This is a genomic window from Streptomyces sp. NPDC047706, assembly GCF_043204795.1.
GTDB lineage: Bacteria > Actinomycetota > Actinomycetes > Streptomycetales > Streptomycetaceae > Streptomyces.
The window spans coordinates 13,043-34,288 of record NZ_JBIDCW010000017.1; the positions used below are offsets into that span (position 1 = coordinate 13,043).

Consider the following 21,246-nt stretch of genomic DNA (forward strand, 5'->3'; position numbering starts at 1 on the left):
GCCGCGCGTACGGCGGCGACCCGGACCCGCGCCCTCATCCCACCGGGGACTTCTCCCGGCCCTTCTCCGTGCGGCCGGCCGGGGACTTCTCCGCGGCCTCGCGCGCCGCCTTCCCCCGCTCCCGCGCCCCCTGTGCCGCGTCCTGCCGGAACGCCCACTCCGTCCTCGGCTCCATCGCGAACCGGAACACCCGCTGCACGGGCCAGGTGCACAGCAGCGTGACGGCGACCGCCGCGAGCGCGCCGACGAGGATCTGGCAGGACGGCCGGTGCGGCCGGTCGGGCCCGAACCAGCCGCGGTAGTCACCGGCCTTCACCAGGAAGCCGTGCAGCGGATTGCCGTACGGCGTGCCCGCGCCCAGCGCCGTGAACCACATGTGCCGGCCGGGCACCCAGGCGAAGAAGCAGGCGGTCAGCACCAGCGAGCAGCCGAACATGGCGAGCGCCGCGAGGGCCACCGCGAACACCGGCACGGCCAGGATCCGCACCGACCGCCGCCGCACCATCCGGAAGTGCTCCGGCTTCATGCACAGGCCCAGCACGAAGTACGGCAGGAACTGGAGCACCCGCTGCAGGTCCGGGTCTTCGCCGATCGACGGGGAGACGGACGCCGGCATGGCGATGCCGAGGGCGATCGGAAGTGGCCGGCGCACCAGATTCCAGACGGGGGTGGTGAGCCGCCAGATGAACAGCGCGACACGGAACCAGGTCACGTACCAGGGGTCCAGCAGGCTGATGTCCTGACGTCTCGAAGATGACGTACGGCACGGCGACGCCGGTGGCTGAATTTCCGCGACGACGGCTTGTCAGTTCCCTTACGTGACGCGCGTGGTGGGCGCGCGATGGGCGCGCGGGGCTTGGCGGAACGCGCCGGGGTGCGGCGCGGGTGTGGTCGGCGTTACGTCACGCGCCGCATACGGGGGGCCTGTTGGTGGCACGATGGTTCTGGCGGGGGTCGCATGGGCTCGTGGTCCCCGGCCGGGAGAGCGGACCGACCGAGGGTGTGATCAGTTGTGGCCATTTCACTGTCAGTGGTGCTGCTGTTGGCGATCATCCTGGTGGTGATGATGCGAGGGGGCTCGATCAAGGCGGGACCCGCCGTAGTGGCGATCCTCTTCGGCTTCTTCCTCGCCTCGACCGGCATGGCCCCGTCGATCAACCGCTTTCTCGACTCGATAGCGGACACGATCAACTCGATCAGTTTCTGACGGTCCGGTCCCGGTCCCGGTCCCGATGCGGCCCCGGAGAGCAGACGCGGCGCCCGGGGGGTGCCGCGGCCGTCGGCGCATCCGGACGGAGCCGGGCTCACGCGTGCGCGCCGGGGCGCATCCCGTCCCCGGCGCTTCAGCCGTTCGGCGGTGAAGGCGCGGCCGGCCTCCGCTCCCGGCCGCGCCGCCCGATCCGGTCTGGAGACGACTCAGGCCCAAGGGAGGGCGGGAAACACCCTCTCACCTGGGCCTGAGCCTTCTGGAGCGGGCGACGGGAATCGAACCCGCGTAGCCAGTTTGGAAGACTGGGGCTCTACCATTGAGCTACGCCCGCACACAACGCGCCGCAGGTCAGTGGCCCGCGGCACTGCAGGCATCGTAGCGGGTCGGCCCCCCTCACCGCACACCCCGTTTCCGTCCGGGTGCCGACATCGCACCGCCCTCGGGAAATGCCGCAGCCTCGCTGCCTGCGGGCATGTACCCTACGTGTCGCACCAGACGGGGTGTGGCGCAGCTTGGTAGCGCGTCCGCTTTGGGAGCGGAAGGCCGTGGGTTCAAATCCCGCCACCCCGACCACTCACCCGATCACCGCGCGTGATCGCCTTTTGGGCGGTGCAGCCGCTGCCGTTACTATGCAAGCTGCACGCCCGTGTGTCTCATCACTGAAGTCCTCCGGGCGGCCAATCCGCCGGGCCCGTCGGGTCCCGGCAGAACCCGAGAAGTCAGCCACAAGGAGACCGAACCGTGAAGAGCGCCGTGGAGAACCTGAACCCGACCCGGGTTCGGCTCACTGTCGAGGTGCCCTTCGAGGAGCTCAAGGACAGCCTCGACGCGGCGTACAAGAAGATCAACCAGCAGGTCACGGTGAAGGGCTTCCGCAAGGGCAAGATCCCCGCCCGGGTCATCGACCAGCGGTTCGGCCGTGGCGCCGTGCTGGAGGAGGCCGTCAACGACGCGCTTCCGAAGTTCTACACGGAGGCGGTCAGCGAGGCCGAGCTCAGCGTGCTGGGCCAGCCCGAGGTCGACATCACCGAGCTGAAGGACAACGAGCTGCTGTCCTTCACCGCCGAGGTGGACATCCGCCCGGCCATCGAGATCCCGGACTACTCCGGCATCGAGGTCGAGGTCGACGCCGTCGAGGTCACCGACGAGGACATCGAGAAGTCGGTCGAGCAGCTGCGCGAGCGCTTCGCCTCCACCACGCCGGTCGAGCGTGCCGCCGAGGACGGCGACGTCGTCACGATCGACCTGGAGGCCAAGGTCGACGGCGAGGTCCTGGAGGACGGCGTCGCGAGCGGCGTGTCCTACACCATCGGCTCCGGTGAGCTGCTGGACGGCATCGACGACGCCGTGAAGGGCGTGGAGGCCGGTGGCGAGGCCACCTTCACCTCCGAGCTCAAGGGCGGCTCCGCGGCCGGCCGCCAGGCCGAGGTCACCGTCAAGGTCACCCAGGTCGCCCAGCGCGAACTTCCCGAGCTCGACGACGACTTCGCGCAGCTCGCCTCGGAGTTCGACACGCTGGACGAGCTGAAGGCCGACAGCCGCAAGCGCCTGGAGAACATGAAGCAGTTCGACCAGGCCACGCAGGCCCAGGAGCGCGTGCTGGAGAAGCTGCTGGAGCTCGTCGAGGTGCCCGTCCCCGAGAAGCTCCTCGAGGACGAGATCAACACCCGGAAGCACAACCTGGAGCACCACCAGCTCGGCCAGATGGGCCTCGACCTCGCGAAGTACCTGGAGATCCAGGGCAAGACCGAGGAGGAGTTCGAGACCGAGACCCGCGAGGCCGCGGTCAAGGGCATCAAGACCCAGTTCGTCCTCGACGAGCTGGTCAAGCAGGAGAAGCTCAACGTCAGCCAGGACGAGCTCACCGAGCACCTGATGCGGCGCGCCGCCTCCTCCGGCATGTCCCCCGACCAGTTCGCCCAGGCCGTCGTCGAGCAGGGCCAGGTTCCGCTGCTGGTCGGCGAGGTCGCCCGCGGCAAGGCCCTCGCGGTCGTCGTCGAGGCCGCCACGGTCAAGGACACCAACGGCGAGGTCGTCGACCTGGACGAGGACGAGGACGAGGACGAGGCAGCCGAGGCAGCCGAGGCCGCCGAGGCCGAGACCGGGTCCGCCGAGGTCACCGAGGGTGACAAGAAGGACGGCGAGGCGTAAACAGCCTTGGAGAGGGCCCCGGGACGATCACGCCCGGGGCCCTTTGCCGTACGGCCGCACCTGAGGTCACGGCGCTACGCCCCCGGCGAACACTCCCGTCTCCGGGATTCCCCGAAGGGACCCGCGCGTTAGGGTCCTTGAATACGACACGTGAGACGGCCCCGCGCCGTCGCAAGACGAGCAGGTGGATACGTGACGAATCTGATGCCCTCCGCCGCCGGCGAGCCCTCCATCGGTGGCGGCCTCGGCGACCAGGTCTACAACCGGCTGCTCGGCGAGCGGATCATCTTCCTCGGCCAGCCGGTCGACGACGACATCGCCAACAAGATCACCGCACAGCTGCTGCTCCTTGCCGCCGACCCGGACAAGGACATCTACCTCTACATCAACAGCCCCGGCGGCTCGATCACGGCCGGTATGGCGATCTACGACACCATGCAGTTCATCAAGAACGACGTGGTGACCATCGCCATGGGCCTCGCGGCCTCGATGGGTCAGTTCCTGCTCAGCGCGGGCACGCCCGGCAAGCGCTTCGCGCTGCCGAACGCGGAGATCCTGATCCACCAGCCCTCCGCCGGCCTCGCGGGCTCGGCCTCGGACATCAAGATCCACGCCGAGCGGCTGCTGCACACCAAGAAGCGCATGGCCGAGCTCACCTCGCAGCACACCGGCCAGTCGGTCGAGCAGATCACCCGCGACTCGGACCGCGACCGCTGGTTCGACGCCTTCGAGGCCAAGGAGTACGGCCTCATCGACGACGTCATCCCCACGGCCGCCGGCATGCCGGGCGGCGGCGGCACCGGGGCGGCCTAGGGCCCGTACGGCCCCTTCAGGCCCGTATGCCGCCCAGAGCCTCCAGCCACCGCCCCAGCCCCTTTCAGGAGACACCGTGAACGACTTCCCCGGCAGCGGCCTCGACGACCGTACGCGCGCCGAGTACACCGGTCCGCAGGCCGAGTCCCGCTATGTGATTCCGCGCTTCGTGGAGCGCACCTCGCAGGGCATCCGTGAGTACGACCCTTACGCGAAGCTCTTCGAGGAGCGCGTGATCTTCCTCGGCGTCCAGATCGACGACGCCTCCGCCAACGACGTCATGGCGCAGCTGCTGTGCCTGGAGTCGATGGACCCCGACCGGGACATCTCGGTCTACATCAACAGCCCCGGTGGCTCCTTCACCGCGCTGACGGCGATCTACGACACGATGCAGTTCGTGAAGCCGGACATCCAGACGGTCTGCATGGGCCAGGCGGCCTCCGCGGCGGCCGTGCTGCTGGCGGCCGGCACGCCGGGCAAGCGCATGGCGCTGCCGAACGCGCGCGTGCTGATCCACCAGCCGTACAGCGAGACCGGCCGCGGCCAGGTCTCGGACCTGGAGATCGCCGCGAACGAGATCCTGCGGATGCGCTCGCAGCTGGAGGAGATGCTGTCCAAGCACTCCACCCAGTCGATCGAGAAGATCCGCGAGGACATCGAGCGCGACAAGATCCTCACGGCCGAGGACGCGCTGGAGTACGGCCTGATCGACCAGATCATCTCGACGCGCAAGATGAACAACTCGTCGGTCCGCTGACGCGGATCCGGTAATGTACGCCGCTCCTTGGCACGGTGTGACACTGTGCGTGGCAAGGTGCACGTCAAAGTGAACCGTGCCAAGGGGGGCCCGAACGGGGGGCTCGGCAAGGTACCGTCGGACATAAGGCAGCACCAGGAGCCGCTGGACCAGGTGTCCAGTCGTCTCCCAGGCGAAGGGGAAGCACACCGTGGCACGCATCGGTGACGGCGGCGATCTGCTCAAGTGCTCGTTCTGCGGCAAGAGCCAGAAGCAGGTCAAGAAGCTCATCGCAGGCCCCGGTGTGTACATCTGCGACGAGTGCATCGATCTCTGCAACGAGATCATCGAGGAAGAGCTCGCGGAGACCAGCGAGGTCCGCTGGGAGGAACTGCCCAAGCCGCGCGAGATCTACGAGTTCCTCGAGGGCTACGTGGTGGGCCAGGAGGCGGCGAAGAAGGCCCTCTCCGTCGCCGTCTACAACCACTACAAGCGCGTCCAGGCCGGGGAGAACGGCGGCGCCCAAGGCCGCGACGACGCCATCGAGTTGGCGAAGTCCAACATCCTGCTGCTGGGCCCCACGGGCTCCGGCAAGACCCTCCTCGCGCAGACGCTGGCGCGCATGCTGAACGTCCCGTTCGCCATCGCCGACGCGACGGCGCTGACGGAGGCGGGCTACGTCGGCGAGGACGTCGAGAACATCCTGCTGAAGCTGATCCAGGCGGCCGACTACGACGTCAAGAAGGCCGAGACCGGGATCATCTACATCGACGAGATCGACAAGGTCGCGCGGAAGAGTGAGAACCCGTCCATCACACGGGACGTGAGCGGCGAGGGCGTGCAGCAGGCCCTGCTGAAGATCCTGGAGGGCACGACGGCGTCCGTGCCGCCGCAGGGCGGACGCAAGCACCCGCACCAGGAGTTCATCCAGATCGACACGACGAACGTGCTGTTCATCGTGGGCGGTGCCTTCGCCGGTCTGGAGAAGATCATCGAGTCCCGGGCGGGCGCCAAGGGCATCGGCTTCGGCGCGACGATCCGCTCCAAGCGGGAGCTCGAGGCCAAGGACCAGTTCGAGGACGTCATGCCGGAGGACCTGGTCAAGTTCGGCATGATCCCCGAGTTCATCGGCCGCCTCCCGGTCATCACCTCCGTGCACAACCTCGACCGCGAGGCCCTCCTCAAGATCCTGGTCGAGCCGCGCAACGCCCTGGTGAAGCAGTACCAGCGCCTCTTCGAACTCGACGGCGTGGAGCTTGACTTCGAGCGTGAGGCCCTCGAGGCCATCGCCGACCAGGCCATCCTCCGCCAGACCGGCGCCCGCGGCCTGCGCGCCATCATGGAGGAGGTCCTGATGTCGGTGATGTACGAGGTCCCGTCACGCAAGGACGTCGCACGCGTCGTCGTCACCGCGGACGTCGTCCACTCCAACGTCAACCCGACCCTGATCCCGCGGGACGCGCGGGGGCGGGGGACGGGCGAACAGAAGTCCGCGTAACGCCTGACGCACCACACGAGAAGGGGCCCCGGTCAACCGACCGGGGCCCCCTCCGCGTTGAGGCGATGTCAGGCCTTGACCCGGATCTCGGGGCGAAGCTTCGAGGTGACGTCGATCGCGACGTCCTTCGTCACGCCCTTGGTGGTGTCACCGGGGGAGACCATGACGATGGTGCTGTGGTCCGCCCAGGCGCAGAACCAGTCCGTCTTCTCCTTCTTGGTCACCTGGTCGGTGCCCTTGGCCGCCTGGCACTTCATGTACGCGCCGTCCAGATCGGCGTCCTCGGGCTCCCCGAGCAGTTCGGTCCTGGCGGCGCCGGGATCGCTGCCGGCGGAGCTCTCCTCGGCCGACTTCTTGAAGTTGACGAAGAACGTGTCGAGGGCCTGCTCCGGGTCCGCGATGTCGCCGTAGGCGCCGGCGAACGTGAGGCCCTTGGCGTTGGCGAGCTCGCTCGGGTCGGGCGCGGTGCTCGGGTCGGAGGGGTCGTAACCGGCCAGGTCCGCCGTCGAGTACAGGCCGAGCACCGTCTTGGCGTTCTTGACGCCGCTCTTCTCCAGCTCCTCCACGGAGTCGTCACCGGCGCTCGCGCCGTCGTCGGAGACGCGCTTGTAGTCGGTCAGCACGGTCTCCGGCGTCGCCACCTTGTGCGCGCCGTCGTCCTCGACGCCCGCGCCGCCGCCCCCGCCGATCACGAAGTACGCGCCCACCGCGATCGCGGCCACGACCGCCACCCCGCCGATGATCAGGCCCGTACTCTTCTTGCCGCCACCCGGGGCCGGTGGCATCGGGGCGCCGTACGGGGCCTGGCCGTAGGGCGGCTGCTGACCGTACGGAGGGGTCTGCGGAGGCTGCTGGGGGTAGCCGTACCCCGGCTGCGGCTGGCCGGGCTGCTGGGGGTAGCCGTAGCCGGGCTGGGGGGCCTGCGGCTGCTGGCCGTACGGACCCGGCTGGCCGTACGGACCGGGCTGCTGGGGCTGCCCGCCGTACGGGCCCGGCTGGTTGTAGCTCATTCCTGGGTTCCCCTCCAGATGCTTATGTGTTCACGACATCCTGGCGCAGTCACAGGACACGTACCGCGTCGGGGTCATCACCGTTACAGAAGAATCGCGTTTCTGGACCACCCGGTGACACCCCTAAACTGAGCCCGTGACCGAGAACGCTCAGCAGCAGCCACCAGCGCCCGACACCGAACTGCCGACCCAGTACGCGCCGGCCGACGTAGAGGGGCCGCTGTACGAGCGCTGGGTGGAGCGGGGCTACTTCGAGGCCGACGCCAAGAGCGACAAGCCTGCGTACACCGTCGTCATCCCGCCGCCGAACGTCACCGGCAGCCTGCACCTCGGCCACGCCTTCGAACACACGCTCATCGACGCCCTGACCCGCCGCAAGCGGATGCAGGGCTACGAGACGCTGTGGCAGCCCGGGATGGACCACGCCGGCATCGCCACCCAGAACGTCGTCGAGCGGGAGCTGGCCAAGGAGGGCAAGTCCCGGCACGACCTCGGCCGCGAGGCGTTCGTCGAGCGGGTCTGGCAGTGGAAGGCGGAGTCCGGCGGTCAGATCTCCGGGCAGATGCGCCGCCTCGGTGACGCCGTCGCGTGGTCACGCGAGCGTTTCACCATGGACGAGGGACTCTCCCAGGCCGTCCAGACCATCTTCAAGCGCCTGTACGACGACGAGCTGATCTACCGCGCCGAGCGCATCATCAACTGGTGCCCCCGCTGTCTGACCGCGATCTCCGACATCGAGGTCGAGTACCAGGACGACGACGGCGAGCTCGTCTCCATGAAGTACGGCGACGGGGACGACACCATCGTCGTCGCCACCACCCGCGCCGAGACGATGCTCGGTGACACCGCCGTCGCCGTCCATCCCGGGGACGAGCGCTACAAGCACCTGGTCGGCAAGCTCATCAAGCTGCCGCTGACCGACCGTTCCATCCCGGTCGTCGCGGACGAGCACGTCGACCCCGAGTTCGGCACCGGTGCCGTCAAGGTCACCCCGGCGCACGACCCGAACGACTTCGAGATCGGCCAGCGCCACGACCTGCCCGCCGTCACCGTCATGGACGAGCACGCCGTCATCACCGCCCACGGCCCCTTCCAGGGCCTGGACCGGCTGGAGGCCCGCTCCGCCATCGTCGCCGCGCTGCGCGCCGAGGGCCGGATCGTCGCCGAGAAGCGGCCCTACGTCCACTCGGTCGGCCACTGCTCGCGCTGCAAGACCACCATCGAGCCGCGCCTGTCCATGCAGTGGTGGGTCAAGGTCGGCCCGCTCGCCAAGGCCGCCGGTGACGCGGTCCGCGACGGCAAGGTCAAGATCCACCCGCAGGAGATGGAGAAGCGGTACTTCGACTGGGTCGACAACCTCCACGACTGGTGCATCTCACGCCAGTTGTGGTGGGGCCACCGCATCCCGGTCTGGTACGGCCCGGACGGCGAGGTCGTCTGCGTCGGCCCCGACGAGGAGCCGCCCAGCGGTGAGGGCTGGCGCCAGGACTCCGACGTCCTCGACACCTGGTTCTCGTCCGGCCTGTGGCCCTTCTCGACCCTCGGCTGGCCGGAGCGTACCGAGTCGCTCGCGAAGTTCTACCCGAACTCCGTCCTGGTCACCGGCTACGACATCCTCTTCTTCTGGGTCGCCCGGATGATGATGTTCGGGCTGTACGCGATGGACGGCACCCCGCCGTTCCACACCATCGCGCTGCACGGCATGGTCCGTGACCAGAACGGCAAGAAGATGTCCAAGTCCTTCGGGAACGTCGTCAACCCGCTGGACTGGATGGACAAGTACGGCTCCGACGCGCTGCGGTTCACGCTCGCCCGCGGCGCCAACCCGGGCGTCGACGTGCCCATCGGCGAGGACTGGGTCCAGGGCTCCCGCAACTTCGCCAACAAGATCTGGAACGCCACGCGCTTCGCGCTGATGAACGGCGCGACGGTGCAGGGCCCGCTGCCGGACGCGTCGAAGATGTCCTCGACCGACCGCTGGATCCTGTCCCGGCTGAACTCGGTGGTCGCCGAGGTCGACGCGTACTACGAGGACTACCAGTTCGCGAAGCTGTCCGACGCGCTGTTCCACTTCGCCTGGGACGAGGTCTTCGACTGGTACGTCGAGCTGTCCAAGACCACCTTCCAGGCCGGCGGCGAGGCCGCCGAGGTCAGCAAGCGGGTCCTGGGCGAGGTCCTGGACGTCACCCTGCGCCTGCTGCACCCGGTGGTCCCCTTCGTCACGGAGACCCTGTGGACCACGCTGACCGGAGGCGAGTCGGTCGTCGTCGCCGAGTGGCCCGCCGACAGCGGCTTCCGTGACGCGGAAGCGGAGCGGGAGATCGTCACGCTCCAGTCGGTGATCACCGAGGTCCGCCGCTTCCGCGCCGACCAGGGGCTCCAGCCCGGCCAGCGGGTCCCCGCACGCCTGAGCCTCGACGGCACGGCGCTCGCCCCGCACGAGCCGGCCATCCGCCAGCTGCTGCGCCTCCAGCCCGCGGGCGGGAGTTTCGCGGCGACGGCGACGCTGCCGGTGGCGGGCGTCGAGGTGGCGCTGGACCTGTCCGGCGTGATCGACGTCGCGGCGGAGCGCAAGCGGCTCGCCAAGGACCTCGCCGCCGCCGAGAAGGAGAAGGCGCAGGCGACGGCCAAGCTCGGCAACGAGGCGTTCCTGGCCAAGGCCCCGGACCACGTCGTCGACAAGATCCGCACCCGCCTCGCCAAGGCGGACGAGGACATCGCCCGCATCCAGTCCCAGCTGGAACGCCTCCCGCAGGCGTGACCACGCCAGGTGCGTGAAGGCCCCGGTGCCGCGTCGGCGCCGGGGCCTTCACGCTCTCCAGGGCCCGGTCGCGGGGTGGTGTGGGGCGCCGGCCCGGCGAGCCGACCTCAGCGGCGCGGGAACTGCGCGACCGGCCCCCACCCACCCGCACCCGCCCGACGCCCCCCCCTCGCACAACGAGACGCCACCGCACGCACCACCCGCCCCCCTCCGTAGACTGGCCCCGTGAGTGAGCTCCCCCCGCACGACAGCAGCGACCAGTCCGACCCCGGTGAGTCGTTCGACGAGATCATCGCCGCCGAGACCGAGCGCGACCCCGATCTCGCGGTGATCGAGGCCGGCAGCCGGACCCTGCGGACGCAGGGCGGCCCGCCGGAGGCCGACGTGCCGGCGCGGCCCGAGGACCCCGAGACGGACAAGGCGCTGCGGGAGGTCGAGGCGGAGCTCGCGACACGCTGGGGCGAGACCAAGCTGGAGCCCTCGGTCACGCGCATCTCCGCGCTGATGGACGTGCTGGGTGAGCCGCAGCGGTCGTACCCCTCGATCCACATCACGGGCACCAACGGCAAGACCTCCACCGCCCGCATGATCGAGGCGCTGCTCGGCGCCTTCGAGCTGCGGACCGGGCGGTACACCTCGCCCCACGTGCAGTCCATCACCGAGCGGATCAGCCTCGACGGAGCGCCGGTCTCCGCCGAGCGGTTCGTCGAGACGTACCAGGACATCAAGCCCTACGCCGAGATGGTCGACGCCCAGCAGGACTACCGGCTGTCCTTCTTCGAGGTGCTGACCGGGATGGCGTACGCCGCCTTCGCCGACGCGCCCGTGGACGTCGCCGTGGTCGAGGTGGGCATGGGCGGGAGCTGGGATGCCACCAACGTCATCGACTCCGACGTCGCCGTCGTGACGCCGATCGACCTCGACCACACCGACCGGCTCGGCGGGACTCCCGGCGAGATCGCCGGTGAGAAGTCCGGGATCATCAAGCCCGGCGCCACCGTGATCATGGCCCAGCAGCCGGTGGACGCCGCCCAGGTGCTGCTGAAGAAGGCCGTGGACGTCGACGCGACCGTGGCCCGCGAGGGGCTGGAGTTCGGGGTCGTGGCGCGCACGGTCGCCGTCGGCGGGCAGCTGCTGACGCTGCGCGGGCTCGGCGGCGAGTACACCGAGGTGTATCTGCCGCTGCACGGCGCGCACCAGGCACACAACGCGGCCGTCGCGCTCGCCGCCGTGGAGGCGTTCTTCGGCGTGGGCGCCCAGCGTCCCGACTCGCTCGACATCGACACGGTGCGCAAGGCCTTCGCCGCGGTCGCCTCGCCCGGCCGGCTGGAGGTCGTACGGCGGTCGCCCACCGTCGTCCTCGACGCCGCGCACAATCCGGCCGGCGCCCGGGCCGCCGCCGAGGCGGTCGGCGAGGCGTTCCAGTTCAGCCGGCTCATCGGGGTCGTCGGCGCCAGCGGCGACAAGAACGTACGCGGGCTGCTTGAGGCATTCGAGCCGGTGTTCGCGGAGGTCGTCGTCACCCGGAACTCCAGCCACCGCGCGATGGACGCCGACGAGCTGGCGGCCATCGCCGTCGAGGTGTTCGGCGAGGACCGGGTGCAGGTGGAGCCGCGGCTGCCGGACGCCCTGGAGGCGGCGATCACGCTGGCCGAGGAGGAGGGCGAGTTCGCGGGCGGCGGTGTACTCGTCACCGGATCCGTCATCACCGTCGGCGAAGCCCGACTGCTCCTGGGAAGGGGCTGAACCCCACGATGCGTACGCTCTGTGCTTCCACCCTGATCGGCGAGGTCTTCGTCATCGGCTTCGCCGGTCTGGTCGCGATGAAGGATCCCGACCTGGCGATGCCGACGGTCTGGACGGTCAGCGGCATCGCCATGTTCCTGTGCCTGGTGCTGTGCGGCCTGGTGACCCGGCCGGGCGGTGTGGCCATGGGCTGGGCGCTGCAGCTCGGGCTCGTCGCTTCCGGTTTCTTCGTCCCCACGATGTTCTTCCTGGGGGCGATGTTCGCCGCGCTGTGGTGGGCCTCCGTCCACTACGGCAGGAAGATCGACGAGGCCAAGGCCCGATTCGCCGCTCAGGCTGACACTGCGTGACGAAGGTCCGGGTCGGCCCTGTAGCCTCAACACCCCGCACATAGCGTGACCCCTGAAGGAGCTCCGTCGTGACCCAGCGCACCCTCGTCCTCCTCAAGCCCGACGCCGTCCGTCGCGGCCTGACCGGCGAGATCATCAGTCGCATCGAGCGCAAGGCCGGCTGGCAGATCACCGCGCTGGAGCTGCGCACCCTGGACCAGGAGACCCTGGAGCAGCACTACGGCGAGCACAAGGGCAAGCCGTTCTACGAGCCGCTGGTGCAGTTCATGGCGTCCGGCCCGGTCGTGGCGATGATCGTCGAGGGCGAGCGGGTCGTCGAGGGTGTGCGGGCGCTGGCCGGCCCGACCGACCCGATCGCCGCCGCGCCCGGCTCGATCCGCGGTGACTACGGCGTGATCGTGCGCGAGAACCTGATCCACGCCTCCGACTCCGAGGAGTCGGCCGAACGCGAGGTGAAGATCTTCTTCCCCGGTCGTGCCTGACACGCCGCCGGGGAAGCGGAACGAATTCACCGCGGGGCCTTCTGAGGGACCGTCACCTTTTCAAACCGTCTGACCTGGGACGGCCGCGCATTTCCGGCCGTCCCGCCTCATACCCGTGCCGATCGGGGGAACCACTGCCCCCGATGGCCCGTCTCCACAAGCGAGGCGGCGCGCCATCTGATGACAATGGCGAAGACCCTCGCGCAGTGTTCGCGAAGGCGCGTCTACGATGGAAGCCTTCACGTCACAGCACCCACCTCGCCGACCTGAAAAGCCCTCAAAAGCTCCGTGGGAAGGCCAGACGAATCCTGATGGGGAACTCAATGTCGTTCATCGGCCGTGACATGGCTGTCGACCTCGGGACCGCCAACACGCTGGTGTACGTCAGGGGTCGCGGGATCGTACTCAACGAGCCGTCCGTCGTCGCGATCAACACCAACACCGGTGGCATCCTCGCGGTCGGTGCCGAAGCGAAGAAGATGATCGGGCGCACGCCCGGCAACATCGTTGCCGTACGTCCGCTGAAGGACGGCGTGATCGCCGACTTCGAGATCACCGAGCGGATGCTCCGCTACTTCATCCTGAAGATCCACAAGCGGCGTTATCTGGCTCGTCCGCGGGTCGTCGTCTGTGTGCCCTCGGGCATCACGGGCGTCGAGCGCCGCGCCGTCATCGAGGCGTCGTCCCAGGCCGGCGCCCGTCAGGTGCACATCATCGAGGAGCCCATGGCGGCGGCCATCGGATCCGGCCTGCCGGTCCACGAGGCCACGGGCAACATGGTGGTGGACATCGGCGGCGGCACCACGGAGGTCGCGGTCATCTCCCTCGGCGGCATCGTCACCGCCCAGTCCATCCGGGTCGCGGGCGACGAGCTGGACAACGCGATCATCCAGCACATCAAGAAGGAGTACTCGCTCCTGCTGGGTGAGCGCACGGCCGAGCAGATCAAGATCACGATCGGTTCGGCGTACGACCTCGACACCGACGAGCACACCGAAATCCGCGGCCGGGACCTCGTCTCCGGGCTGCCCAAGACCGTCGTCATCTCCGCCGCCGAAGTGCGCAAGGCGATCGAGGAGCCCGTCAACGCGATCGTGGACGCGGTGAAGACGACGCTCGACAAGTGCCCGCCGGAGCTGTCCGGCGACATCATGGACCGCGGAATCGTTCTGACCGGCGGCGGCGCGATGCTGCGCGGTCTGGACGAGCGGCTGCGCCGGGAGACCGGAATGCCGATCCACATCGCCGAGGACCCGCTGGACAGTGTCGCGCTCGGGTCCGGCAAGTGCGTCGAGGAGTTCGAGGCGCTCCAGCAGGTTCTCGACGCCCAGCCGCGCAGATGAGGTAACTCTTCGATTCCGCCGTACGAGACCATCGCCTCTCGTACGGCGGATCGTTGATATAGAGGCATAAGCTGCCACAAACAGCCCGTGGGAATCCGCCGTCCGGTTTCCCAGCGGGCCGACCCGATTTCCCGCATTCCTATGAGGAAGGGCACGGCCGCCGCACGTGAGGGACACACGAGAGAGCCGGCTGCTCCTGGTGCTGCTGGTCGCCATCGCGTTCGCGTTGATCACGGTGGACATTCGCGGCGGGGAGGACTCACCGGTCGACGGTGCCCGCGGTGCCGCGGCCGCCGCCTTCGGCCCGATCGAGAACGGCGTGTCGTCGGCGGTCGACCCGGTGGGCAACGCGATCGCAGCGATCCGCGACTCCGGCGAGCGGCACGACCGGCTCGCCGAACTGGAGCGGCAGAACGCCGACCTGAAGGCGAAACTCGGCAGCGACGACCGCAACCGCAGCCGGCTGAAGCAGCTCGACAAGATGCTGAAGATCGCCGGCCAGGGCCAGTACGGCATCAAGGGCGCCGAAGTCATCGCCATAGGAGCGGCCCAGGGCTTCTCCTGGACCATCACCATCGACATCGGCGCAGGCGACGGCGTCAAGCGCGACATGACCGTCCTCAACGGCGACGGTCTGGTCGGCCGTGTCACCACCGTCGGACCGAACACCGCGACCGTGCTGCTCGCCAGCGACCCCGACTTCACCGTCGGCACCCGCATGGAAGGCAGCGACGAACTCGGCTTCGCCTCCGGCCAGGGCGACCGCCCGCTGCGCGTCGAACTCCTCAACGGCAAGGCGCAGATCAAGAAGGGCGACCGCCTGGTGACCTTCGGCTCGCAGGCCGACAAGCCGTTCGTGCCCGGAGTCCCGGTCGGCGTGGTCTCCCGCGTCGACCCCTCCGGGGGCGACTTGACCCGCACGCTCTACGTCACGCCGTTCGTCAGCTTCAGCAAGCTCGACATCGTCGGTGTCGTCGTCCAGACCCCGGAGCGGGACCCGCGCGACACGGTGCTGCCCGCCAAGCCCAGGCCGACACCGACGCCGACCGTGACGGTGACCGTGACGCCGGGCGCCGAGGACGCCGGAACGCCCGCCGAGGGCGACGCGGGCACGGGCGGCGATTCGGCCACCGACAGCGACTCCGCTGCCGGCGGCGACTCGGCCGCCGACGATCCGTCACCCGACGACGGACGGTCCCAGCAACAGGAAGACCAGTAGGGGGAGCTGTACCCATGCGCTTCAACAGGATCCTGCTCTCCTCCACGCTGGTCGTCGTCGCCCTGGTGCTCCAGGTCAGCGTCCTCGCCCGGCTGCACCTCCCGGGTGCCGTCCCCGACCTGGTCCTGCTCACCGTGCTGGCCCTCGCGCTGGTCTACGGCCATGTCGGCGGCGCCCTGATCGGCTTCGGCGCCGGACTCCTCGCCGACCTCGCCCCGCCCGCCGACCATGCCGCCGGCCGCTACGCGCTGGTGCTGTGCGTCATCGGCTACCTCGCGGGCCTGGTCAAGCCGGAGAACGGCCAGCTGAAGTCGGCCACCGGCCCGATGGCCGTGGTGGTCGCGGCCGCGGTCGGCAGCACCCTGCTCTACGCCGGGGTCGGCGCCCTCGTCGGCGACACCGCCGCCCGCCACGTCGGCCTGCCCGGCCTGCTGTTCACGGCCGCCCTGTACGACCTGCTGCTCGCCCCCTTCGTCGTCCCCGGCCTGATGACGCTGGCCCGGCGCGCGGACAACAACCCGCTGGAGACCGGATCTTCGGCCAAGGCGAGCGACATCTCCTCCGGCTGGCTCTCCTCCGGCACCGGACTGCGCATCGGCGGCCGGCGCGGCGGGTTCGGGGGCCTGAAGGTGAAGGCGGCCAGAGCACGGGTGGCCCGCGCCGGGCGCATCAAGGGGGTCAAGCGGCTGTGACCGCAGGGCAGTTCACCCGAACGGGGGAGCTCAGGCGGAACCCGGCCTCACCGGCCGGCCGTTCATCACTCGTACCCGCACACCCGTACGCGCTCTGAGAGGGGGAGGCAGCCGCAGTGACCAACATCCCCGAGACCGGACGGACCCCACGCGTCCAGACCCGGCTCGTCGTCATCCAGATCCTCGTCCTCTCCCTCCTGGCCACCCTCGGCGGCCGGCTGTGGTACCTCCAGATCCGTGAGGGCGAGGCGTACGCCAAGGAGGCGTCGGGCAACCACGTCCAGCAGGTCGTGCAGCCCGCCGTGCGCGGCTCCATCCTGGACGCCCGCGGAGTGGCCCTCGCCGACAACGAGACACGGCTGGTGGTCTCCGCCTCCCGCACCGACCTGCTGAAGATGAAGGACGACGGCAAGGCCGTCCTGACCAAGCTCGCGGGCGTGCTGGGCATGCCACCCAAGGAGGTCATGGAGAAAGTGCGGCTGTGCGACGCCGAGACGCCGCAGCCGTGCTGGAACGGCTCGCCGTACCAGCCGATCCCCATCACCGACGAGGCCACCCCCCGCCAGGCCCTGCAGATCCGCGAACGCGCCGAGGACTTCCCCGGCATCACCGCCGAGCCCCAGGCCGTCCGCCGGTACGCGAGCCCCGGCGCCGCCAACACCGCCCAGGTGCTGGGCTACCTCTCCCCGGTCACCGACCAGGAGATCCAGCAGGCCCAGGACACCGACTCGCCCTACCTGCGCTCCGACCAGGTCGGCCGCAGCGGACTGGAGCGCACCTACGACAAGGAACTGCGCGGCAAGGCCGGCGTCACCCGCTACGAGGTGGACAACCTCGGCCGGGTCATCGGCCAGGCCGAGGCGGACGCCGCCCAGCCCGGCTCCAACCTGGTCACCAGCATCGACGCCCGCGTGCAGCGAGTCGCCGAGTTCGAGCTGAACGAGGCGATGAAGACCGCCCGCAAGGAATGGGACCGCAACACCAACGAGCGGTACAAGGCCGACTCCGGCGCGGTGGTGGTGATGGAGGCCAAGACGGGCCGCGTCGTCGCCATGGCGTCCAACCCGACCTACGACCCCAACGCCTGGGTCGGCGGCATCTCCGCCAAGGACTACACCCGGCTCACCGGCAAGCAGTCCAACTACCCGCTGCTCAACCGGGCCACACAGGGCCAGGCAGCGCCGGGCTCGATCTTCAAGGTGGTCTCCACCGCCGCCGCGGTCCAGGCCGGCTACGAGTTCGACGGCCGCTACAACTGCTCCAGCGCCTACTCGGTAGGCGGCCAGGTCTTCAAGAACTTCGAGTCGCAGAACCACGGCGCGATCAGCCTGGGCCGCGCCCTGGAGGTCTCCTGCGACACCGTCTTCTACCAGCTCGCGCACAGCGAGTGGAAGAAGGACGGCGGCATCAACCCCAAGAAGGGGCAGCCCAAGGACCACTTCTACAAGGCCGCCCACCAGTTCGGCCTCGGCAAGGAGACCGGCATCGACCTGCCCAACGAGGTCACCGGCCGTGTCCCCGACCGCGAGTGGAAGCAGGAGTACTGGGAGGCCAACAAGGACGCCTGGTGCAAGACCGGCAAGAAGGACGGGGACTACGTCCAGCGCATCTCCTACGAGAACTGCCTCGAAGGCAACAAGATGCGCGCCGGTGACGAGATCAACTACTCCATCGGCCAGGGCGACACCCTGGTGACGCCGATCCAGATGGCGACGATCTACGCCGCCATCTCCAACGGCGGCACGCTCTACGACCCGACCGTCGGCAAGGCGATCATCAGCCCCGACGGCAAGCGGATCTCGCCCATCAAGCCCAAGGCACACGGCAAGCTGCCGGTCACCCAGCAGACACTGGCCCAGATGGACGACGCCCTGGAAGGCGTCGCCACCCGGGGTACGGCGGCGTGGCGGTTCGGCGGCTGGCCGCAGGACAAGATCCCCATGCACGCCAAGACCGGCACGGCGGAGGTCTACGGCAAGCAGACCACCTCGTGGTTCGCCACGTACACCGACGACTACGCGATCGTGATGACCATCTCCCAGGGTGGTACGGGCTCGGGCGCCTCCGGCCCGGCCGTGCGCAACATCTACGACGCGCTGTACGGCGTCTCCGACGACGGCACCATCAACCAGAAGAACGCCCTGCTGCCCACCCCGCAGAAGGACCTCCCGAAGATCCAGGCCGACGGCTCGATCATCGCACCGAAGATCCCCAAGGACCCGGCGAAGGAACAGCAGGCCAGCCAGAAGGTCCCGGAGGACCAGGGCGGGCAGGTGCAGACGGCGGCGACCGTGCCGCCCTCGCCCGAGGGCAACCGCAACACCCGCCGGCGGCAGCGCCGCCGGGGCTCCCGCAGCCGCCGCGGGTCGCTCAGCCGAAGGATGCTCACATGACGAGCGCGAACAGCTTCCAGGTCTCCGGATACGGACCCGAGCGAGCGGGCTGGACCCGGCTGTTCGCCCGTGACTCGCTGGCCCGGCGGCTCGACTGGCCGATACTGCTGTCGGCGCTGACGCTGTCCCTGATCGGCGCGATGCTGGTCTTCTCGGCGACCCGCAACCGCACCGAACTCAACCAGGGCGATCCGTACTACTTCCTGGTGCGCCACCTGCTGAACACCGGCATCGGCTTCGCCCTGATGATCGGCACGGTCTGGCTCGGCCACCGCACCCTGCGCGGCGCGGTGCCGATCCTGTACGGCGCGTCGGTCTTCCTTGTGCTGCTCGTCCTGACCCCGCTCGGCACCACGGTCAACGGCGCCCACTCGTGGATCGCGGTCGGCGGCGGCTTCTCGCTCCAGCCGTCGGAGTTCGTCAAGGTCACGATCATCCTCGGCATGGCCATGCTGCTGGCGGCCCGGGTCGACGCGGGGGACAAGCAGTACCCGGACCACCGCACGGTCCTCCAGGCGCTCGGCCTGGCCACGGTTCCCATGCTCATCGTGATGCTCATGCCCGACCTCGGCTCGGTCATGGTGATGGTGGTGATCGTGCTGGGCGTGCTGCTGGCCTCCGGGGCGTCGAACCGCTGGGTCTTCGGGCTGCTCGGCGCGGGTGCCATCGGAGCCGTCGCCGTCTGGCAGCTGCACATCCTCGACGACTACCAGATCAACCGGTTCGCCGCGTTCGCCAACCCGGACCTCGACCCGGCGGGCGTCGGCTACAACACCAACCAGGCGCGCATCGCCATCGGTTCGGGCGGGCTCACCGGGTCGGGCCTCTTCCAGGGCTCGCAGACCACCGGGCAGTTCGTGCCCGAGCAGCAGACGGACTTCGTGTTCACCGTCGCGGGCGAGGAACTCGGCTTCCTCGGAGGCGGCCTGATAATCCTTCTCCTCGGCGTGGTGCTGTGGCGGGCCTGCCGGATCGCGCTCGAGACGACCGAGCTGTACGGCACGATCGTCGCGGCCGGCATCGTGGCCTGGTTCGCCTTCCAGTCCTTCGAGAACATCGGGATGACCCTGGGGATCATGCCGGTCACCGGTCTGCCGCTGCCCTTCGTCTCCTACGGAGGATCGTCGATGTTCGCCATCTGGGTCGCGGTGGGGCTGCTCCAGTCGATTCGGGTCCAAAGACCGATGTCGGCGTGAGGTTTCTCCCGAATTAACCTCGTTGTCGCCCTGCCGTAGTGCCCCGACTCCCACTAGATTCGGTTCATGGCGGATACGAAGCGTGAGATCGAGCGCAAGTACGAGTCCGACGACAGCGGACTGCCCGACCTGACCGGCGTCGCCGGAGTCGCGGCCGTCCTCGACCAGGGCGTCGCCGACCTGGACGCCACCTACTACGACACCGCCGACGAACGCCTGGCAGCCTCCTCCATCACCCTGCGCCGCCGCACCGGCGGCGCGGACGCCGGATGGCATCTGAAGTTCCCGGTGGCGAGCGGCGTGCGGGACGAGATCCACGCGCCACTGTCCGACAGGGTGCCCTCCACACTGGGCGCCCTGGTCCGCTCCCGGGTCCGCGACGACGCACTCGCACCCGTGGTACGGCTGCGGACCACGCGCGACGTACGCCATCTCGTGGACCTCGACGGACATCTGCTCGCCGAGGTCAGCGTGGACGCCGTGCACGCCGAACGGCTCACCGGCAGCGGCGGCAAGGCCGAGTGGACCGAGATCGAGGTGGAACTCGCCGAGGGCGGCGACCCTGCCTTCCTCGACAAGGTCGACAAGCGGCTGCGCAAGGCCGGGGTACGGCCCTGCGAGGCCCCCTCGAAACTGGCCCGGGCGCTGGCCGAGACCGGCGGGAAAGGACAGCCCCGCAAGGAGGACCGCGCCGAGCCGGTCACCGCCGGTGACCATGTGCTCGCCTACGTCCGAGCCCAGCGGGACGCCATCGTCGAACTCGACCCCGCCGTGCGCCGGGACGTGGAGGACTCGGTGCACCGCATGCGGGTCGCCACCCGCCGGATGCGCAGCACCTTCAAGTCGTACCGCAAGATCCTCGACCGAGCCGTCACCGACCCGGTCGGCGACGAGCTCAAATGGTTCGCGGCCGAGCTGGGCGCGGGCCGCGACCAGGAGGTACTGGCCGAGCGGATCAGCGACGCGGTGCGGGAACTGCCGCCCGCCCTGGTCGTGGGACCGGTCCGCAACCGGCTGCGCACCTGGTCGACGGCCCGGGGCGAGGACGCGCGGCGAGAGATCATCGACGTACTGAACGGGCCGCGCTACCTCGCGCTCCTCACCTCGCTGGACGCGCTCCTCGCCGACCCGCCGCTGCGCGCGGCCGCGGCCGGCAAGCCGTCGAACGAACTGGCCAAGGCCGTGCGCAAGGCCTACCACGTGCTCGCGGAACTGGTCGACCACGCCCTCGCCACCCCACCGGGCAAGGACCGCGACGTGGCACTGCACGAGGCGCGCAAGAAGGCCAAGCGGGCGCGCTACGCGGCCGAGGCGGCGGCCCCCGGACTGGGCAAGCCGGCCTCGAAGCTGAAGTCCTCCATGAAGGACCTGCAGAAGCTGCTCGGCGAGCACCAGGACAGCGTGATGGGCCGGGAGGCCCTGAAAGAACTGGCCGAGCAGGCACAGGCGGCCGGTGAGCACTCGTTCACGTACGGCGTGCTGTACGCGGCGGAGCAGCGGCGCGCGGAGCAGGTGGAGGAGGAACTGCCGGGGGTGTGGAAGGGGACGAGGGGGACGGCCGGGATCTGAGCGTACGGACGGGTGCCCCGGCCGCGTTAGGCTTGATGGTCACCCGCCCCCAGCCTCCGGCCGGGGGGTATCCCCAG

The 21,246-nt window shown here is 69.5% G+C and carries 16 protein-coding genes, 2 tRNA genes and 1 pseudogene; 16 read left to right on the forward strand and 3 right to left on the reverse strand.

Features of this window, described 5'->3' with window-relative positions:
• Positions 1-34 precede the first annotated feature (34 nt).
• Positions 35-779 (reverse strand): annotated as a pseudogene (locus ACGF8A_RS20630) (acyltransferase family protein); the annotation flags it as partial.
• Between the two features lie 233 nt (positions 780-1,012).
• On the opposite strand from ACGF8A_RS20630, the gene ACGF8A_RS20635 reads away from it, so the two are divergent.
• Positions 1,013-1,207, forward strand: a complete 195-nt coding sequence (locus ACGF8A_RS20635) for a hypothetical protein (RefSeq protein ID WP_393110152.1) — start codon at positions 1,013-1,015, stop codon at positions 1,205-1,207.
• A gap of 260 nt (positions 1,208-1,467) precedes the next feature.
• Here ACGF8A_RS20635 and ACGF8A_RS20640 read toward each other — a convergent pair.
• A tRNA-Gly gene (locus ACGF8A_RS20640) sits at positions 1,468-1,541 on the reverse strand.
• 165 nt (positions 1,542-1,706) lie between these two features.
• On the opposite strand from ACGF8A_RS20640, the gene ACGF8A_RS20645 reads away from it, so the two are divergent.
• From ACGF8A_RS20645 to clpX, 5 genes are all read left to right on the forward strand, one after another.
• Positions 1,707-1,783 (forward strand) — tRNA-Pro (locus ACGF8A_RS20645).
• Positions 1,784-1,951: 168 nt separating this feature from the next.
• Positions 1,952-3,361, forward strand: a complete 1,410-nt coding sequence (gene tig / locus ACGF8A_RS20650; protein ID WP_393110154.1) for a trigger factor — start codon at positions 1,952-1,954, stop codon at positions 3,359-3,361.
• A 204-nt stretch (positions 3,362-3,565) separates the two neighbouring features.
• Positions 3,566-4,174, forward strand: a complete 609-nt coding sequence (locus ACGF8A_RS20655; RefSeq protein ID WP_030779489.1) for an ATP-dependent Clp protease proteolytic subunit — start codon at positions 3,566-3,568, stop codon at positions 4,172-4,174.
• Between the two features lie 76 nt (positions 4,175-4,250).
• Positions 4,251-4,931 carry an ATP-dependent Clp protease proteolytic subunit gene (locus tag ACGF8A_RS20660; RefSeq protein WP_393110156.1) on the forward strand — a complete coding sequence of 227 codons (681 nt, stop codon included), beginning with the start codon at positions 4,251-4,253 and terminating at the stop codon, positions 4,929-4,931.
• 190 nt (positions 4,932-5,121) lie between these two features.
• Positions 5,122-6,408: an ATP-dependent Clp protease ATP-binding subunit ClpX gene (clpX, locus tag ACGF8A_RS20665; RefSeq protein ID WP_393110158.1), complete on the forward strand. Its 1,287-nt coding sequence runs from the start codon at positions 5,122-5,124 to the stop codon at positions 6,406-6,408.
• Between the two features lie 68 nt (positions 6,409-6,476).
• On the opposite strand, the gene ACGF8A_RS20670 is transcribed toward clpX, so the two are convergent.
• Complete coding sequence (locus tag ACGF8A_RS20670) at positions 6,477-7,418, reverse strand: hypothetical protein (RefSeq protein WP_393110160.1); 942 nt, start codon at positions 7,416-7,418, stop codon at positions 6,477-6,479.
• A 136-nt stretch (positions 7,419-7,554) separates the two neighbouring features.
• On the opposite strand from ACGF8A_RS20670, the gene ACGF8A_RS20675 reads away from it, so the two are divergent.
• The 10 genes from ACGF8A_RS20675 (at position 7,555) to ACGF8A_RS20720 (ending at position 21,169) form a co-directional block, all read left to right on the forward strand.
• Positions 7,555-10,179, forward strand: coding sequence for a valine--tRNA ligase (locus ACGF8A_RS20675; protein ID WP_393110162.1), 2,625 nt, complete (start codon positions 7,555-7,557; stop codon positions 10,177-10,179).
• Between the two features lie 225 nt (positions 10,180-10,404).
• Complete coding sequence (locus ACGF8A_RS20680; protein ID WP_393110164.1) at positions 10,405-11,925, forward strand: bifunctional folylpolyglutamate synthase/dihydrofolate synthase; 1,521 nt, start codon at positions 10,405-10,407, stop codon at positions 11,923-11,925.
• An 8-nt stretch (positions 11,926-11,933) separates the two neighbouring features.
• Positions 11,934-12,275 (forward strand): DUF4233 domain-containing protein, encoded by a 342-nt coding sequence (locus tag ACGF8A_RS20685; protein WP_393110166.1) that lies wholly within the window; start codon positions 11,934-11,936, stop codon positions 12,273-12,275.
• A gap of 68 nt (positions 12,276-12,343) precedes the next feature.
• Positions 12,344-12,757, forward strand: coding sequence for a nucleoside-diphosphate kinase (gene ndk / locus ACGF8A_RS20690; RefSeq protein ID WP_393110168.1), 414 nt, complete (start codon positions 12,344-12,346; stop codon positions 12,755-12,757).
• Positions 12,758-13,080: 323 nt separating this feature from the next.
• Positions 13,081-14,100, forward strand: a complete 1,020-nt coding sequence (locus tag ACGF8A_RS20695; protein ID WP_393110170.1) for a rod shape-determining protein — start codon at positions 13,081-13,083, stop codon at positions 14,098-14,100.
• 166 nt (positions 14,101-14,266) lie between these two features.
• Positions 14,267-15,319, forward strand: a complete 1,053-nt coding sequence (gene mreC, locus ACGF8A_RS20700; RefSeq protein ID WP_393110172.1) for a rod shape-determining protein MreC — start codon at positions 14,267-14,269, stop codon at positions 15,317-15,319.
• A 14-nt stretch (positions 15,320-15,333) separates the two neighbouring features.
• Positions 15,334-16,011, forward strand: a complete 678-nt coding sequence (gene mreD, locus ACGF8A_RS20705; protein ID WP_393110174.1) for a rod shape-determining protein MreD — start codon at positions 15,334-15,336, stop codon at positions 16,009-16,011.
• Between the two features lie 116 nt (positions 16,012-16,127).
• Positions 16,128-18,404, forward strand: a complete 2,277-nt coding sequence (gene mrdA, locus ACGF8A_RS20710; protein ID WP_393110176.1) for a penicillin-binding protein 2 — start codon at positions 16,128-16,130, stop codon at positions 18,402-18,404.
• Positions 18,401-19,600: a rod shape-determining protein RodA gene (gene rodA / locus ACGF8A_RS20715; RefSeq protein WP_393110178.1), complete on the forward strand. Its 1,200-nt coding sequence runs from the start codon at positions 18,401-18,403 to the stop codon at positions 19,598-19,600. Before mrdA ends, rodA begins: the two co-directional genes overlap by 4 nt.
• 66 nt (positions 19,601-19,666) lie before the next feature.
• The gene (locus tag ACGF8A_RS20720; RefSeq protein ID WP_393110180.1) at positions 19,667-21,169 is read left to right on the forward strand and encodes a CHAD domain-containing protein; all 1,503 of its coding nucleotides are present in this window, start codon (positions 19,667-19,669) and stop codon (positions 21,167-21,169) included.
• The last annotated feature ends 77 nt before the right edge of the window (positions 21,170-21,246 follow it).